The 16,422-nt window shown below is 69.5% G+C and carries 11 protein-coding genes; 6 read left to right on the forward strand and 5 right to left on the reverse strand.

The window, feature by feature from the left end:
- Positions 1–40: 40 nt before the first annotated feature.
- Positions 41–1,282 (reverse strand): site-2 protease family protein, encoded by a 1,242-nt coding sequence (locus NMK44_RS17155; protein ID WP_254743946.1) that lies wholly within the window; start codon positions 1,280–1,282, stop codon positions 41–43.
- 130 nt (positions 1,283–1,412) lie between these two features.
- Between NMK44_RS17155 and NMK44_RS17160 the strand changes: the two genes are divergently transcribed.
- Both NMK44_RS17160 and NMK44_RS17165 read left to right on the forward strand, forming a co-directional pair.
- The gene (locus tag NMK44_RS17160) at positions 1,413–2,330 is read left to right on the forward strand and encodes a RecB family exonuclease (RefSeq protein WP_254743947.1); all 918 of its coding nucleotides are present in this window, start codon (positions 1,413–1,415) and stop codon (positions 2,328–2,330) included.
- 27 nt (positions 2,331–2,357) lie between these two features.
- Positions 2,358–3,029, forward strand: a complete 672-nt coding sequence (locus tag NMK44_RS17165) for a response regulator (protein ID WP_009719179.1) — start codon at positions 2,358–2,360, stop codon at positions 3,027–3,029.
- An 87-nt stretch (positions 3,030–3,116) separates the two neighbouring features.
- Here NMK44_RS17165 and NMK44_RS17170 read toward each other — a convergent pair whose 3' ends face one another.
- The 4 genes from NMK44_RS17170 to metH form a co-directional block, all read right to left on the reverse strand.
- Positions 3,117–4,712 (reverse strand): ABC transporter substrate-binding protein, encoded by a 1,596-nt coding sequence (locus NMK44_RS17170; protein WP_254743948.1) that lies wholly within the window; start codon positions 4,710–4,712, stop codon positions 3,117–3,119.
- 55 nt (positions 4,713–4,767) lie between these two features.
- Positions 4,768–6,372 (reverse strand): ABC transporter substrate-binding protein, encoded by a 1,605-nt coding sequence (locus tag NMK44_RS17175; protein ID WP_254743949.1) that lies wholly within the window; start codon positions 6,370–6,372, stop codon positions 4,768–4,770.
- Between the two features lie 338 nt (positions 6,373–6,710).
- Entirely contained in the window at positions 6,711–7,412 is a 702-nt protein-coding gene (locus NMK44_RS17180) for an HAD family hydrolase (protein WP_254743950.1), read from the reverse strand.
- 139 nt (positions 7,413–7,551) lie between these two features.
- Positions 7,552–11,061, reverse strand: a complete 3,510-nt coding sequence (metH, locus tag NMK44_RS17185) for a methionine synthase (protein ID WP_254743951.1) — start codon at positions 11,059–11,061, stop codon at positions 7,552–7,554.
- Positions 11,062–11,284: 223 nt separating this feature from the next.
- Here metH and NMK44_RS17190 point away from each other — a divergent pair, with 223 nt between their 5' ends.
- From NMK44_RS17190 to NMK44_RS17205, 4 genes are all read left to right on the forward strand, one after another.
- Entirely contained in the window at positions 11,285–12,049 is a 765-nt protein-coding gene (locus tag NMK44_RS17190) for an IclR family transcriptional regulator (protein ID WP_254743952.1), read from the forward strand.
- 252 nt (positions 12,050–12,301) lie between these two features.
- Complete coding sequence (locus NMK44_RS17195; RefSeq protein WP_254743953.1) at positions 12,302–13,099, forward strand: MIP/aquaporin family protein; 798 nt, start codon at positions 12,302–12,304, stop codon at positions 13,097–13,099.
- Between the two features lie 35 nt (positions 13,100–13,134).
- Positions 13,135–14,682 carry a glycerol kinase GlpK gene (gene glpK / locus NMK44_RS17200; protein WP_254743954.1) on the forward strand — a complete coding sequence of 516 codons (1,548 nt, stop codon included), beginning with the start codon at positions 13,135–13,137 and terminating at the stop codon, positions 14,680–14,682.
- Between the two features lie 4 nt (positions 14,683–14,686).
- Positions 14,687–16,297, forward strand: coding sequence for a glycerol-3-phosphate dehydrogenase/oxidase (locus NMK44_RS17205; protein WP_254743955.1), 1,611 nt, complete (start codon positions 14,687–14,689; stop codon positions 16,295–16,297).
- Positions 16,298–16,422 lie beyond the last annotated feature (125 nt).

Below are 16,422 nucleotides of genomic sequence, written 5' to 3' on the forward strand. Positions count from 1 at the left end.
GACCGCGGGCATCCCGCCCGGCCCGGCGGAGGCTCGGCCGTCAGGAGGGCGTACGGGCCATGGCGGCGACGAAGGCACGCTCGACATCGGCCGTGGACAGCACCCCGAAGATCTCGCCGGTCTCCTCGATCACCAGGTACTCGGTGGCGGGGGTGGCCCGCAGGGTGTCCAGCAGATCCTCACCGGTGAGCTCGGCGGAGACCCGCATCCCGTCCTTGAGGTCCTGGGCCAGACCGCTGACCGCGACCCAGGGGCGGCGGTGCTCGGGGATGCCGACGATGGCGGCCTCGCGCACCACGGCGGTGGGGACCCCGTGGGCGTCCACCACGACCAGGGCGCGGGCGCCCGCCTCATTGGCCCGGCGCAGCGCCTCCGAGAGCGGGGTGTCGGCCTCCACCGGGACCGCGCGGCGGGTGAGCGTACGGGCGCGGAGGTCGGGCAGCCGCTCGCGCAGCCGGGCCATCCGCAGGCTGTTGCCCGCACCGGTCCAGATGATCGCGGCCAGTATGGCGGCGAGCAGCGCGTCGGTGAGCGAGTCCACGCTGCCGAAGTCCTCCGGCTCACCGCCGAGGCCGCCGGCCTGGGTGAGCAGGGGCAGACCGACCAGTACCGCTACGGCGAGCGCCCGGCCGCTCCAGGCGGCGGCGACGGTGCCGGTCATGGGCCTGCCGCTGAGCTTCCAGACGACGGCGCGCAGCATCCGGCCGCCGTCCAGCGGCAGGCCGGGCAGCAGGTTGAACGCGGCCACGATGAGGTTGGAGATCATCAGGCCGGCGAGCAGCACGCCGGGCACCGTACCGGGCTCCACCAGCAGCATGCCGAGGTAGAAGACGCCGGAGAGGACCAGGGAGAGCAGCGGGCCGACGAAGGCGAGGATGAACTCCCGGCCCGGGGTCTCCGACTCCTTCTCGATCTCCGAGACACCGCCGAAGAACTGGAGCTGGATCCGGCGCACGGGCAGCTTGAAGCGGAGCGCGGCCACGGTGTGCGCCAGTTCGTGCACCAGCACGGAGGCGTAGAAGGCCACCGCGAAGAAGAGCGAGACCAGGTAGCGGGCGGCGCCGAGCTCGGGCAGCACGCGCTCGAGCTGTCCGCCGAAGACCCAGGTGATGAGGGCGGCGACCAGGAACCAGCTCGGGGAGACATACACGGGCACGCCGAACGGCCGGCCCATCAGGATGCCGCCGCCCACCTCGCGTGGCCGCTGCGGTTTGCCTGCCTCCGGTTCGGTCGTACGGTCCGATCCCCCGCTGTCGGACTGCGGCTGCCCGCTGTTGTCCACGGTGTCCCCTCGTCGGATGCGTCGGTCGCACACCCAGTTTTGATACGGTCCCCACGATCATGCAGTGCCAGGGGCTCGGACGTCGATGGTATGCGTCCGGCTGTCGGTGGCGGGCCGTAGGGTCTTCGCCATGGGAACCACCACCGGGAAGGCCGAACAGGCGGACGGGCCACCGCGGTCCGGCCGCTCCGCGTCGCTGTCGCCGTCACGTGCGTCCGACTTCATGCGGTGCCCTTTGCTGTACCGCTTCCGGGTGATCGACAAACTGCCCGAGAAGCCGAGTGCGGCAGCCACCCGGGGCACTGTGGTGCACGCCGTCCTGGAGAGGCTCTTCGACGCTCCGGCGGCCGAGCGGACCGCCCCGCGCGCCCGGGCGATGGTGCCGGGCGAGTGGGAGCGCCTGCTGGCGGACCGGCCGGAGCTGGCGGAGCTGTTCCGCGAGGAGGAGGCCGGTGGCGACGGGGGCACCGGCGGCGGCGTGGACCCGGAGCGTCTCGCCGGGTGGCTGGCGGAGGCGGAGCGGCTGGTGGAGCGCTGGTTCTCGCTGGAGGACCCGTCCCGGCTGGAGCCCGCCGAGCGTGAGCTGTTCGTGGAGACCGAGCTGGAGTCCGGGCTGACCCTGCGCGGGATCATCGACCGGGTGGATGTCGCGCCCACCGGCGAGATCCGGATCGTCGACTACAAGACGGGCAAGGCGCCCGCCCCGCAGTACTCGGCCGAGCCGCTGTTCCAGATGAAGTTCTACGCCCTGGTGCTGTGGCGGCTGCGCGGCATGGTGCCGCGCCGCCTCCAGCTCGTCTACCTGGGCAGCGGGGACGTGCTGACGTACGACCCGGACGAGGGCGATCTGCGGGCGGTGGAGCGCAAGCTGCTGGCGCTGTGGGAGGCGATCCGGACGGCCACCGAGACCGGCGCGTTCCTGCCCCGGCAGACCCGGCTCTGCGGCTGGTGCGACCACCAGGCCCATTGTCCTGAATTCGGTGGCACTCCCCCGCCCTATCCGCTACCGATCATCCCCGTTCAGTCCCCGGAGGCGGCTTCGGGATAATGGGGCCGGTCGAGCGAAGGAGATCCCGTGGCGATCCGTGTCCTACTGGTCGATGACCAGCCGCTGCTGCGCACCGGCTTCCGGATGATCCTGGAGGCGGAACAGGACCTCGCGGTGGTCGGTGAGGCGGGCGACGGTCTGCAGGCCCTGGACCAGGTGCGGGCGCTCCAGCCCGATGTGGTGCTCATGGACATCCGGATGCCCCGGATGGACGGTGTGGAGGCCACCCGCCAGATCACCGGCCCCGGCCGGGACGGCCCGGCCAAGGTCCTGGTGCTGACCACCTTCGACCTGGACGAGTACGTGGTGGAGGCGCTCCGCGCGGGTGCCAGCGGCTTCCTGCTCAAGGACGCGCCCGCCACCGAGCTGGTGCAGGCGATCCGGGTGGTGGCGGCCGGTGAGGCGATGCTCGCGCCGAGCATCACCCGGCGGCTGCTGGACAAGTACGCCGGACATCTGCCCTCGGGCGAGGAGCCGGTGCCGGACACCCTGCACACCCTCACCGAGCGCGAGGTCGAGGTGCTGAAGCTGGTGGCCCGCGGACTGTCCAACGCGGAGATCGCCGCGGATCTGTTCGTCAGCGAGACCACCGTGAAGACCCATGTCGGCCATGTGCTGACCAAGCTGGGGCTGCGGGACCGGGTCCAGGCGGCCGTCTACGCCTATGAGAGCGGACTGGTCCGCCCCGGCGCCCAGTAGCGCCCCCGGCACGAGCCGGACCGGCGGCCCCGGTGCGCGGACAGACCGTCCGGGCACCGGGGCCGTCGGCTTGCTCCGTCCCGCGGCTCAGTCCTGCGGCGTCTTGCTGATCTCCCAGAAGCGGAAGACGGTGGACGAGTCCAGCGTCCACTGGAGCCCGGAGATGGTGTTCTGGGCGACCGCGTACTGCTTGCCCTGCCACAGCGGGAGCATGGGCACATCGTCGGCGACGACGTCCTGGATCCGCTGGTAGTCGCCGACCGTGGCGGAGCGGCTGGGCTGCTCGGCGGTGGCCGGTATGAGCTGGCCGGTGAGGAGCGCCGAGCTGTAGTTGTTGGCCAGGACGTTGCCGTCGCCGAAGAACGGGGCGACGAAGTTGTCCGGATCCGGGTAGTCGGGCACCCAGCCCTTCACATACACGCCGTACGTCCCGGCGGCGACGGCCTTCTCGTAGGTTTCGACGTCGGCGCTCTTCACATCGACGTCGAACAGCCCGCTGGCGTTGAGCTGCTTGGCGATCGCGCGCAGCCCGGGGATGGTGCCGGGGCCGTAGCGGATCGGGGTGCCCCACAGGGTCAGCTTGACCTTGCCGGAGACCCCCGCCTCCCGCAGGGCCTGCTTGGCCTTGGCGGGCTGCGGCCGGTCGCCGTACTTGTCGTAGAAGGCGGTGTTGTGGCCGGTGATCCCGGCCGGGACGACCGAGTACAGCGGTTCGGCGGTGCGCTTGTAGACGTCGCGCACCAGGGTGCTGCGGTCGATGAGGTAGGCGACGGCCTTGCGGACGCCGCGCTTGCCCGCCACCGGGTCCTTCATGTTGAAGACGAGGTGCTGGACCTCGGCGCCGGTGCCCTCGACCACGTCCAGGCTCTTGCCGTCGCCGACACTGCGCGCCTGGAGGTCGGCGAGGTCCTTCATGGCCAGTCCGCGGTAGGCGAGGTCGACATCGCCCTCCTCCACGGCGGTCTTCAGCGCCTGCTGCTCGTTGTGGAAGAACTTCAGGGTCAGCCCGGTGTTCTTGGCCTCGGCGGGACCCTTGTAGTCGTCGTTGACGGCGAAGTCGGCCTTGGCCTTGTCGAAGGACTTCAGGGTGTAGACGCCGGAACCGACCGCCTCGTCATCGGAGCGCAGCTTGTCGGCCGGGTACTCCTGGTGGTCGACGATGGAGCCCGCACCGGAGGCGATCTTCTGCGGGAACGTCGCGTCCGCGTGCTTCAGGTTGAACACCACGGTCCGCTTGTCCGGGGTCTTGATGGACCCGATGGACCCGAACATCACCGCCGGACCGTTCTTGTCGTTGATCCGCAGGGTCCGCTGGAAGGAGAACTTGACGTCCTCGGAGGTGAGCGGGTGGCCGTTGGAGAACGTCAGATCGTTCCTGAGGGTGCAGGTGTAGACCCGGCTGGCGTTGTCCTTGAAGCTGCACGTCTCCGCGGCCTCGGGCTGCGGGGTGGTGCTGCCCTTGGGGAAGCTCAGCAGGGACTGGAACACATTGTTGAACAGCAGCCAGGAGCCGGGGTCGTAGCCGGACGCCGGGTCGGTGGAGAGCACCTCGTCCGACATCCCCATGACCACGTGCTTGCCGCCGTCGGCGGCGTCACCGTCCTCGCTTCCGCAGCCGGTCAGCAGGGCGGCGGCCAGCCCTGCCCCGAGGGGGGCTGCCAGCCACTGGTCACGTTTCCTCACGGGTTGGTTCCTCACAGTTTCGTCGTCGTGCAATCCGGCCCCCGTCTTTACGTGGTCAGCCCTCGGCGCCGCGGCCCAGCTCCCAGAGCTGGAGCATGGTCGAGGAGTCGAACGCGTACTCCGCGCCGGTGATGTTCTCCCGGGCGGCCACGTACGTGTTGCCCTGCCACAGCGGCAGGTAGGGGACGTCGTTGGCGACGGCGTTCTGGATGGACTGGAAGTCCTTGGAGGCCAGGGCGCGCTGCGTCTCCTGCCGCGTCTTGGGGATCAGCTCGTCCTGGATCGCGCTGTTGCGGTAGGGCGAGTTGAGGAAGTTGTCCCTGGTGAGGAACGGCGCGATGTAGTTGTCCGGGTCCGGGAAGTCCGGCAGCCAGCCCATGCCGTAGACGGGGTACTCGCGCTTGATGAGGTTGGGGCGGAACTCCGCCCACGGGACGCCCTTGATCTTGATGGCGAACAGACCGCTGCGGTTCAGCTGGCGCTGGAGCTCCTTGAACTCCGAGGCGGTCTCCGGACCGTAGTGGTCGGTGGTGTACGTCAGCGTCAGCTTCACCGGGGTGTGGATCCCGGCCTGGCGCAGCACCCGGCGGGCGGCGGCGGGGTCCGGGTCGCCGTACTCGTTGTGGAACGAGTTGGTGTGCGTGGTGACGTTGGACGGGATCAGCGAGTACAGCGGCTCGCCGGTGCGCTTGTAGACATCGCGCACCAGGGCCTGGCGGTCCACGAGGTGGGCCATCGCCTGGCGTATCGCCTTGTTCTTCACCGACGGGTCGGAGGTGTTGAAGCCGAGGTAGCGGATGCCCTGGCCGGACTGCTCGAAGAGCCGGACGCCCTTGACCTTGCCGCGGTTCAGCCGGTCGATCTGGTCCGGCGAGAAACCGCGGTGAACGGCGTCGACATCGCCCTTGACCAGCGCCTTCTCCAGCTCCGCCGAGGTCTTGTAGAAGCGCATCACGACCGTGTCGGTCTTCGGCTCCGCCTCGCCCTGGTAGTGCGGGTTCCTAGTGAAGGTCACCTTGGCCAGCCGGTTGTCCTCGACCTCGGTCTTGGCCTGGTACGGGCCCGAGCCGATCATCTCGAAACCCTCGTGCAGCCGGTCCGGTTCGTAGACCTCGCTGTCGAGGATGGCGGCGGCCGGGGTGGTCAGCTTGGAGGGGAAGGTGGCGTCCGGAGAGGACAGGTGGATGACCACCTCACGGTCGTTGGGGGCCTCGACCTTGTCCACGTTGGAGAGCAGGGAGACCGGACCGTTGCGGTTGTTGATGCGCAGGATGCGCTCCAGGGAGAACTTGACGTCCTCGGAGGTGAGCGCGTGGCCGTTGGAGAACTTCAGCCCGCTGCGCAGGGTGCAGCGGTACTGCTCGCTCTGCCGGTCCTGGAAGCCGCACTTCTGGGCGGCGTCGGGGATCGGCTCGGTGCCCGAGCGGGGCAGCCGCATCAGCGTCTGGAACGCGTTGTGCAGGACGCTCCAGGAGGCGAAGTCATAGGCGAGGTCCGGGTCCAGGGGCGCGGGCGCCGCCTTGGTGGCCTCGATCCCGTCCGTACTGCCCAGGACGAGTGCGTCACCGTCCGACCCCGAGCCGTCGGTACCGCCGCACGCGGTGAGCGCTGACATCAGTAGGCCCGCCACGGCCGGCAGCACCAGCGACTTGCGCTTCATTGTCGGGAGTCTCCCTGCGATCGATCAACCACTCGCGACGAGATTAGTCGGCGGCGCCAGCCATGCTGAGACACAACGAAGTTGAGGCAATATCACGCCCCGATAACGGGCAGCGCTTGACCGATATACGGACGCGGTCGCGTTTCGTACGGCATGTCACCAATCCGGACACAAGGGTGTACGCAAACCGCACCAGAGAGGACGTGCAGCATAGACCCACCCCCCACGTCGACGCCAAGTTCAGTGATAAACATCACGTTCGTTATGACGCCGTTCACGGCGGAAAAGACCCCCGGGTTATTCAGTCTGTCATTTGCAGAAATACGCTCAGTATGCGATCAGTGCATTCCCGTGACCAGCCCCTGGAGAAATGGGAGATCGACTTCTTCGAGCGATCCGACGACCGTACGCCCCGCCGCGGGTTCGATCGGCACCACCGATGGCACCGCCACCACCCGGCAGCCCGCCGCCTCGGCCGACCGCACCCCCGTCGCGGTGTCCTCGACCACCACACAGCGGGCCGGCTCGGCGGCCAGCCCGGCGGCCGCGAACAGATACGGGTCGGGGTGCGGCTTGGTCCGGGCGATCTCGTCACCCGCGACCGTCAGCGCGAAGTTCTCCGGGCCCAGCGAGCACAGCACCCGGTCCATCACCCGCCGGTGCGAGGCGGAGACCAGGGCGGTGGGGACACCGTGCGCGGCCAGTTCGGTGAGCAGCCTGCGGGCGCCGGGCAGCATCGGCACGGTGCCGTCCAGCAGCTCGGTGAAACGGCTGTTCAGCAGGCCGGTGAGCTCCGCGAGCGCGATATCCGCGCCGGTGGCCTCGATCAGGAAGGAGGCGCTGCGGGTCATCGGGCCGCCGACCACGACCTGGCGGTATTCCTCGGCCAGCGCGTGACCGAGCTCGGCGAAGATCGAGACCTCCGCGTCCCACCAGATGCCCTCGGTGTCGACCAGGGTGCCGTCCATGTCGAGCAGAACGGCTTGCAGTGCGGACCCTTCGGCCGTGCGGGTACTGACGACGGGGATGCTGCTGGTCATCCAAACACCTCCGGACAAGGGGCACGAAGGCCGGCCTCCTCCCGTGGAACGGAAGGCGACCGGCCTCTACCGGATCGACCAGTTTACGACGTGCCGCCGCCCGGCGCCTCATGGCCGCTGGCAGAACGTCCCGGAACGGTCACCGTGCGTTGAAGTACTTCGCCTCCGGGTGGTGGATGACGATGGCGTCCGTGGACTGCTCGGGGTGGAGCTGGAACTCCTCGGAGAGCTTGACGCCGATGCGCTCGGGCTGGAGGAGTTCGGCGATCTTGGCGCGGTCCTCCAGATCGGGGCAGGCACCGTAGCCGAGCGAGAAGCGGGCGCCGCGGTACTTCAGCGCGAACATGTCCTCGACGTCGCCCGGGTCCTCTCCCGCGAAGCCGAGCTCGGCGCGGACCCGGGCGTGCCAGTACTCGGCCAGCGCTTCGGCGAGCTGTACGGACAGGCCGTGGAGCTCGAGGTAGTCGCGGTAGGAGTTGGACTCGAAGAGTTCGGCCGTGGCCTCGCCGATCCGGGAGCCGACGGTGACGACCTGGAGGCCGACGACATCGGTCTCGCCGGACTCCTCGGGGCGGAAGAAGTCGGACAGGCACAGACGGCGGCCCCGGCGCTGGCGGGGGAAGGTGAAGCGGGTGCGCTCGCTGCCGTCCTCGTTGAGCAGGACCAGGTCATCGCCCTTGGAGACACAGGGGAAGTAGCCGTAGACCACAGCCGCTTCCAGCAGGTTCTCGGTGTGCAGCTTGTCCAGCAGCCCGCGCAGCCGCGGACGCCCCTCGGTCTCGACCAGTTCCTCGTAGCCGGGGCCGGCGCCGGTGCGGGCCTGCTTCAGCCCCCACTGGCCCTTGAACAGCGCGCCCTCGTCCAGCCAGGAGGCGTAGTCGGCCTGCTGGATGCCCTTGACCACCCGGGTGCCCCAGAACGGCGGCTCGGGAACGGGGTTGTCGGTCGCCACGTCGGAGCGCACCGGTCCCTGGTCCGCCTCCGGCTCCAGCACAGGTGCGGACTCGCGGCGGGGCACCCGGCGCTGCTTGAGCTCGGGGAGCGCCGCGCCGGGGACACCGCGCTTGACGGCGATCAGGGCGTCCATCAGCCGCAGCCCCTCGAAGGCGTCGCGGGCGTAGCGCACCTCGCCCTCGTAGATCTCGTGCAGATCCTGTTCCACATAGGCGCGGGTCAGGGCGGCGCCACCGAGGATCACGGGGTAGCTGGCGGCCAGCCGGCGCTGGTTGAGCTCCTCCAGGTTCTCCTTCATGATCACGGTGGACTTCACCAGCAGTCCTGACATGCCGATGACATCCGCGCGGTGTTCCTCGGCGGCCTCCAGGATCGCCGAGACCGGCTGCTTGATACCGAGGTTGACCACGTTGTAGCCGTTGTTGGACAGGATGATGTCCACCAGGTTCTTGCCGATGTCATGGACGTCGCCGCGGACCGTGGCCAGCACGATGGTGCCCTTGCCCTCCGCGTCCGACTTCTCCATATGCGGCTCCAGATGGGCCACCGCGGCCTTCATGACCTCCGCGGACTGGAGCACGAACGGGAGCTGCATCTGGCCCGAGCCGAACAGCTCACCGACGACCTTCATCCCGTCCAGCAGCGTCTCGTTGACGATGTCCAGGGCGGGCCGCTCCTCGAGCGCGGCGTCCAGATCGGGCTCCAGCCCGTTGCGCTCACCGTCGATGATGCGGCGCTTGAGCCGCTCCTCCAGGGGCAGGGCGGCCAGTTCCTCGGCCTTGCCCGCCTTCAGGGACTTCGCCGTGGCGCCCTCGAAGAGGGCCATCAGCTTCTGGAGCGGGTCGTAGCCCTCGCTGCGCCGGTCGTAGATCAGGTCGAGGGCGGTGGTGACCTGCTCGTCGTCGAAGCGCGCGATGGGCAGGATCTTCGAGGCGTGGACGATCGCCGAGTCCAGGCCCGCCTTCACACACTCGTCCAGGAAGACCGAGTTCAGCAGGATCCGGGCGGCCGGGTTCAGTCCGAAGGAGATGTTCGACAGACCGAGGGTGGTCTGCACATCGGGACGGCGGCGCTTGAGCTCCCGGATCGCCTCGATGGTGGCGACGCCATCGCCCCGGGACTCCTCCTGACCGGTACAGATGGTGAAGGTGAGGGTGTCGATGAGGATGTCGGACTCGAGGATGCCCCAGTTGGTGGTGAGGTCCGTGATCAGCCGCTCGGCGACCTCCACCTTCTTCTCCGCCGTACGGGCCTGGCCCTCCTCGTCGATGGTCAGCGCGATCAGGGCGGCGCCGTGCTCCTGGGCCAGCCGGGTGACCTGCGCGAAGCGGGACTCGGGGCCGTCGCCGTCCTCGTAGTTGACCGAGTTGATGACCGCGCGCCCGCCCAGCTTCTCCAGCCCCGCCCGGATGACGTCGACCTCGGTGGAGTCCAGCACGATCGGCAGCGTCGAGGCGGTGGCGAACCGCCCCGCCAGCTCCGCCATGTCCGCCACACCGTCACGGCCGACGTAGTCCACGCACAGGTCCAGCAGATGGGCGCCCTCACGGATCTGCTCGCGGGCCATCTCCACACAGTCGTCCCAGTGGCCTTCCAGCATGGCCTCGCGGAACTTCTTCGAGCCGTTGGCGTTCGTCCGCTCACCGATGGCCAGGTAGGAGGTGTCCTGACGGAACGGAACGGTCTGGTAGAGGGAGGCGGCGCCGGGCTCGGGGCGCGGATCCCGCTCGCCGGGGGTGAGCCCACGGGTCCGCTCGACGACCTGGCGCAGATGCTCCGGTGTGGTGCCGCAGCAGCCGCCGACCAGGGACAGGCCGTACTCGCGGACGAAGGTCTCCTGCGCATCGGCCAGCTCGGCCGGGGTGAGCGGGTAGTGGGCGCCGTCCTTGCCGAGCACCGGCAGTCCCGCGTTGGGCATGCACAGCAGCGGGATGCGCGAGTGACGGGCGAGATAGCGCAGATGCTCGCTCATCTCCGCCGGACCGGTGGCGCAGTTCAGCCCGATCATGTCGATGCCCAGCGGCTCCAGGGCGGTCAGCGCCGCGCCGATCTCCGATCCGAGCAGCATCGTCCCGGTGGTCTCCACCGTCACCGAGCAGATCAGCGGGAGATTGGCCCCCGTGGCGTCCAGCGCGCGGCGGGCACCGAGGACGGACGCCTTGGTCTGGAGCAGGTCCTGGGTGGTCTCCACCAGCAGGGCGTCGGCCCCGCCGGCGATCATGCCCTCGGCGTTGGCCTGGTAGGCGTCGCGCAGCACGGTGTAGGCGGCGTGGCCCAGTGTGGGCAGCTTGGTGCCGGGGCCCATCGAGCCCAGCACCCAGCGGTGGCGTCCGTCGGCGGCGAACTCGTCGGCCACCTCGCGGGCGATCCGGGCACCGGCCTCGGACAGCTCGAAGACGCGGTCGGCGATGTCGTACTCGCCGAGGGCGGCGTGGTTGGCGCCGAAGGTGTTGGTCTCGACGCAGTCGACGCCCACCTCGTAGTAGGCGGCGTGCACCGACCGGACGATGTCGGGGCGGGTGAGGTTGAGGATCTCGTTACAGCCCTCGAGCTGCTCGAAGTCATCGAGGCTGGGCTCCTGCGCCTGGAGCATCGTTCCCATCGCGCCGTCGGCGACCACCACACGGGTGGCCAGCGCCTCGCGGAGAGCGTCGGCTCGGGCGGCTGCGGTGGGCGATGGCATGTGCAAGGCCATGGAAGTGCTCCCTGGAGTGCGACGGCTGTCGGCTTTGCGCCCCCGTCCGAGGGGGGCGCACCAGGCCAGCGTAGCCGCCGGACGCCGAACGGCGATGTTCGTTCCACCTTCCGGGACGGCGCCGTGTGATGAAGGTTGATCGTTTTCGTATGCCCTCCTGTACCGCAACGTCGGCATGGACCGATAGTGTTCAGCATTGTCGAACACGGTCGGGAGGTTGGCGATGGCCCGGAACATCCAGTCGTTGGAGCGAGCTGCGGCGATGCTACGCCTGCTCGCCGGTGGTGAGCGACGTCTGGGACTGTCCGATATCGCCTCCACCCTGGGCCTGGCCAAGGGGACCGCGCACGGCATCCTGCGCACCCTCCAGCAGGAGGGCTTCGTCGAGCAGGACGAGGCCTCGGGCCGCTACCAGCTCGGCGCGGAGCTGCTGCGCCTGGGCAACAGCTATCTGGACGTCCACGAGCTGCGCGCCCGCGCGCTGGTGTGGACCGACGACCTCGCCCGCTCCAGCGGCGAGAGCGTGTACCTGGGCGTACTGCACCAGCAGGGCGTGCTCATCGTCCACCATGTCTTCCGCCCGGACGACAGCCGTCAAGTGCTGGAGGTCGGCGCCATGCACCCGCTGCACTCCACCGCCCTGGGCAAGGTGCTCTCCGCCTACGACCCGGTGGCCCACAGCGAGGTGGCCGAGGGCGAGCGCAAGGAGTTCACCCCGCGCACGGTGACCGGCGCCGAGGAGTTCGAGGGCGTCCTCGCCCTCACCCGGGCCCGGGGCTGGGGCTCGGACGTGGAGGAGACCTGGGAGGGCGTCGCATCGGTCGCGGCCCCCGTCCACGACCGCCGGCGGCTGCCGGTGGGGGCCGTGGGCATCACCGGCGCGGTGGAACGGGTGTGCGACGGCGGAGAGCTGCGCTCGGAGCTCGTGGCGGCGGTCCGGGACTGCGCCCGCGCCGTGTCCCGGGATCTCGGCGCAAGCCGCTTCTGATCACGTCCGCCCAGGTCCGCACCGGTTCACAACGGTTTCACATACCCGCGATTTTTCCGCCACACGACCCTTGACGAGGTCTCCCCCGTGAAGAAAACTGCCGTGCATCGGTCGGCATTGTCGAACACCTAACGACAATATTCGCTATGGTGGACTCGCCGCGGGCCGACCAACGCCCTCACCTGAGGGCGCGGACCACCGGAGGGACCCGGGGGTTCGCCTTCCCCTGGACGAAGGACAAAGGAGTCGCGGGTGTCCAGCTCCGACATCTTCATCGGCGAGACCATCGGTACCGCCGTTCTCATTCTGCTCGGCGGTGGCGTCGTCGCCGGCATCGTCTTGAAGCGTTCCAAGGCGCTCAACGCGGGGTGGCTCGCCATCACCTTCGGGTGGGGTTTCGCCGTGCTCACCGCCGCGTACATATCCGCGCCGCTCTCCGGAGCGCACCTCAACCCGGCAGTGACCCTCGGGCTCGCCCTCACCGACAAGGCCGAGTGGAGCGATGTGCCGTTCTACCTGCTCGGTGAGATGACCGGTGCCTTCCTCGGCGCGATCCTGGTCTGGCTCGCCTACCTCGGTCAGTTCCACGCCCACCTCACCGACCGCGAGATCGTCGGCGGTCCGGGTGCGCAGGACACGGCCGCGGCCGACGTCAAGCAGGCCGCGGGCGGCGCGGGCCCGGTTCTGGGAGTGTTCTCCACCGGCCCGGAGATCCGGAACACGGTGCAGAACCTGCTGACGGAGATCATCGGCACCGTGGTGCTGGTGCTCGCCATCCTCACGCAGGGGCTGAACAACGAGGGCAACGGCCTCGGCCCCATCGGCGTCCTCATCACCGCGCTGGTCGTGGTGGGCATCGGCCTCTCGCTCGGCGGCCCCACCGGCTACGCCATCAACCCGGCCCGTGACCTGGGCCCGCGCATCGCCCACGCCCTCCTGCCGCTGCCCAACAAGGGCGGCTCGGACTGGGGCTACGCATGGATCCCGGTCGTCGGCCCGCTCCTCGGCGGTGCCCTCGCGGGCGGTATCTACGAGATCGCCTTCGTCTAGCCCCCACCCCCAGACACGCAGGAGAGCCTCAGAACATGAGCGACACCCACACCACCAGCGCCTCGTCCCACGGTCACGGCCCCTTCATCGCGGCCATCGACCAGGGCACGACCTCCAGCCGCTGCATCGTCTTCGACCGCGACGGACGCATCGTCTCCGTCGACCAGAAGGAGCACGAGCAGATCTTCCCCAAGCCGGGCTGGGTCGAGCACAACGCGACCGAGATCTGGGAGAACGTCCAGGAAGTCGTCACCGGCGCCATCACCAAGGCCGGGATCACCTCCGCCGACGTCAAGGCGATCGGCATCACCAACCAGCGCGAGACCACCCTGCTGTGGGACAAGAACACCGGTGAGCCGGTGCACAACGCGCTCGTCTGGCAGGACACCCGTACCGACGCCCTGTGCCGTGAGCTCGGCCGCAACGTCGGCCAGGACCGCTTCCGCCGGGAGACCGGCCTTCCGCTGGCGTCCTACTTCGCGGGCCCGAAGATCCGCTGGCTGCTCGACAACGTCGAGGGGCTGCGGGAGCGCGCCGAGTCCGGCGACATCCTCTTCGGCACCATGGACTCCTGGGTCATCTGGAACCTCACCGGCGGAGTCAACGGCGGTGTGCACGTCACCGACGTCACCAACGCCTCCCGCACCATGCTGATGAACCTGCACACCCTCGACTGGGACGAGAAGATCCTGGCGTCGATGCAGATCCCGGCCGCGGTGCTGCCGAAGATCCGCTCCTCCGCCGAGGTCTACGGCCGCACGGCCGACGGCGTCCTCGCGGGCGTCCCGGTGGCCTCCGCACTCGGCGACCAGCAGGCCGCGCTCTTCGGCCAGACCTGCTTCTCCGAGGGCGAGGCCAAGTCGACCTACGGCACCGGCACCTTCCTGCTGATGAACACCGGCGACAAGCCGGTCAACTCCTACAACGGGCTGCTGACCACGGTCGGCTACCGGATCGGCGACCAGAAGCCGGTCTACGCCCTCGAGGGATCCATCGCCGTCACCGGTTCGCTGGTGCAGTGGATGCGGGACCAGATGGGTCTGATCAACAGCGCCGCCGAGATCGAGACGCTGGCCAGCTCGGTGGAGGACAACGGCGGCGCCTACTTCGTACCGGCCTTCTCCGGTCTGTTCGCCCCGTACTGGCGCGATGACGCGCGCGGTGTCATCGCGGGTCTGACCCGCTATGTCACCAAGGCGCACATCGCCCGTGCGGTGCTCGAGGCCACGGCCTGGCAGACCCGCGAGATCGTCGACGCGATGACCAAGGACTCCGGTGTGGAGCTCAGCGCCCTCAAGGTCGACGGCGGTATGACCTCCAACAACCTGCTGATGCAGACCCTCTCGGACGCCCTGGACGCACCCGTGGTGCGCCCGATGGTCGCCGAGACCACCTGCCTCGGCGCGGCCTACGCAGCCGGCCTGGCCGTCGGCTTCTGGCCCGACACCGAGGCCCTGCGCGCCAACTGGCGCCGGGCCGCGGAATGGACCCCCCGTATGGGCGCGGACGTACGCGACCGCGAGTACAAGAACTGGCTCAAGGCCGTGCAGCGGACCCTGGGCTGGATCGAGGACGAGGAGTAACACAATGACCACCCTGCAGAGCGTTCCGTCGCTCGGAACGCACCCGGCTGTCGGTTCGAACCCGGGCCGCGCCGAAACCCGGGAACAGCTGTCCAAGGCTTCTTATGACCTCCTGGTGATCGGCGGCGGCATCCTGGGCATCACCACTGCCTGGCACGCCGCGCAGTCCGGGCTGCGGGTGGCGATGGTGGACGCCGGCGACTTCGCCGGCGCCACCTCCTCCGCTTCCTCCAAGCTGCTCCACGGCGGCCTGCGCTACCTCCAGACGGGGGCGGTCAAGCTGGTCGCCGAGAACCACTTCGAGCGGCGCGCGGTCTCCCGCACCGTCGCTCCGCACCTGGCCAATCCGCTGACCTTCTACCTGCCGGTGTACAAGGGCGGTCCGCACGGCGCGGCCAAGCTGGGCGCGGGTGTCTTCGCCTACTCCGCGCTCTCCGCCTTCCGGGACGGCGTCGGCCATGTCCTTAAGCCCGAGAAGGCCGCGCGTGACGTCCCGGAGCTGCGCACCGAGGGCCTCAAGGCGGTCGCGGTCTACGGCGACGGCCAGATGAACGACAGCCGGATGGCCCTGATGACGGTCCGCGCGGCGGCCGAGGCCGGTGCCACCGTGCTCAACCACGCCGAGGTCACCGGACTGCGGATGACCGACGGCCGGGTCACCGGCGCGGAGCTCAAGGACCGCACCGACGGCACCGAGTTCGGCGTCAACGCCCGGCTGGTGCTCAACGCCACCGGACCGTGGGTGGACCACCTGCGCCGGATGGAGGACCCGGGCGCGGCTCCGTCGATCCGGCTGTCCAAGGGCGCGCACCTGGTGCTCAAGCGCACCGCGCCGTGGAAGGCGGCGCTGGCGACCCCCATCGACAAGTACCGCATCACCTTCGCCCTCCCCTGGGAGGACATGCTGCTGCTCGGCACCACCGACGAGGAGTTCGAGGGCGACCCGGCGGATGTCGCGGTCAACGAGAACGACATCACCCAGATCCTGGACGAGGCCGCCTTCTCCATCCGCGACCAGCAGCTCTCCCGTGATCTGATCACCTACTCCTTCGCGGGCCTGCGGGTGCTGCCCGGTGGCCCCGGCGACACCGCGAAGGCCAAGCGCGAGACCGTGGTCACCGAGGGCAAGGGCGGCATGCTGTCCATAGCCGGCGGCAAGTGGACGACCTTCCGGCACATCGGCCGCACCGTGATGCAGAAGCTGGCCGAGCTGCCCGGCCGTCCGCTCGCGGACGACATGGAGCCGGTCAAGCAGCTCCCCAAGCACATGCCGCTGCCGGGTATCGCCAACCCGCACGCCGTGGAACACCGGCTGCTGGTGGACGGCGGTACCCCCGGTCCGCGGATGGCCGCGGACACCGCGCGCCACCTGGCCACCCACTACGGTTCGCTGTCCTTCGACATCGCGCGGCTGGCCAGCGCCGACCCGGCGCTCGCCGAGCGAATCCACCCGGACGCCCCGGAGATCTGGGCGCAGGTCGTCTACGCCCGCGACCATGAGTGGGCCGAGACGGCGGACGATGTGCTGCGCCGCCGCACCACCCTCACCATCCGCGGTCTGGACTCGGACGACATCCGCGGCCGGGTCGAGGACCTGCTGGGCAAGCGCGCCTGACCCCCGCGGGCCGCTGCCGGTCCGGACGGCCGGGCGGAAGGATCACTCCTTCCGCCCGGGCGGCCTCCGGGAAGCCGCAGACGACCTCTCACACCTAGGGCAGTTGGGGCTTACGAAGAGCCCCC

It is taken from the genome of Streptomyces cucumeris (genome assembly GCF_024295805.1).
GTDB lineage: Bacteria > Actinomycetota > Actinomycetes > Streptomycetales > Streptomycetaceae > Streptomyces > Streptomyces cucumeris.

What these genes read in the sequence shown, in the direction of transcription:
- NMK44_RS17160 (WP_254743947.1), top strand. Translation starts at nt 1,413, where the DNA reads ATGGGAACCACCACCGGGAAGGCCGAACAGGCGGACGGGCCACCGCGG.
- NMK44_RS17175 (WP_254743949.1), bottom strand. Translation starts at nt 6,372, where the DNA reads ATGAAGCGCAAGTCGCTGGTGCTGCCGGCCGTGGCGGGCCTACTGATG.
- NMK44_RS17180 (WP_254743950.1), bottom strand. Translation starts at nt 7,412, where the DNA reads ATGACCAGCAGCATCCCCGTCGTCAGTACCCGCACGGCCGAAGGGTCC.
- metH (WP_254743951.1), bottom strand. Translation starts at nt 11,061, where the DNA reads ATGGCCTTGCACATGCCATCGCCCACCGCAGCCGCCCGAGCCGACGCT.
- NMK44_RS17190 (WP_254743952.1), top strand. Translation starts at nt 11,285, where the DNA reads ATGGCCCGGAACATCCAGTCGTTGGAGCGAGCTGCGGCGATGCTACGC.
- glpK (WP_254743954.1), top strand. Translation starts at nt 13,135, where the DNA reads ATGAGCGACACCCACACCACCAGCGCCTCGTCCCACGGTCACGGCCCC.
- NMK44_RS17205 (WP_254743955.1), top strand. Translation starts at nt 14,687, where the DNA reads ATGACCACCCTGCAGAGCGTTCCGTCGCTCGGAACGCACCCGGCTGTC.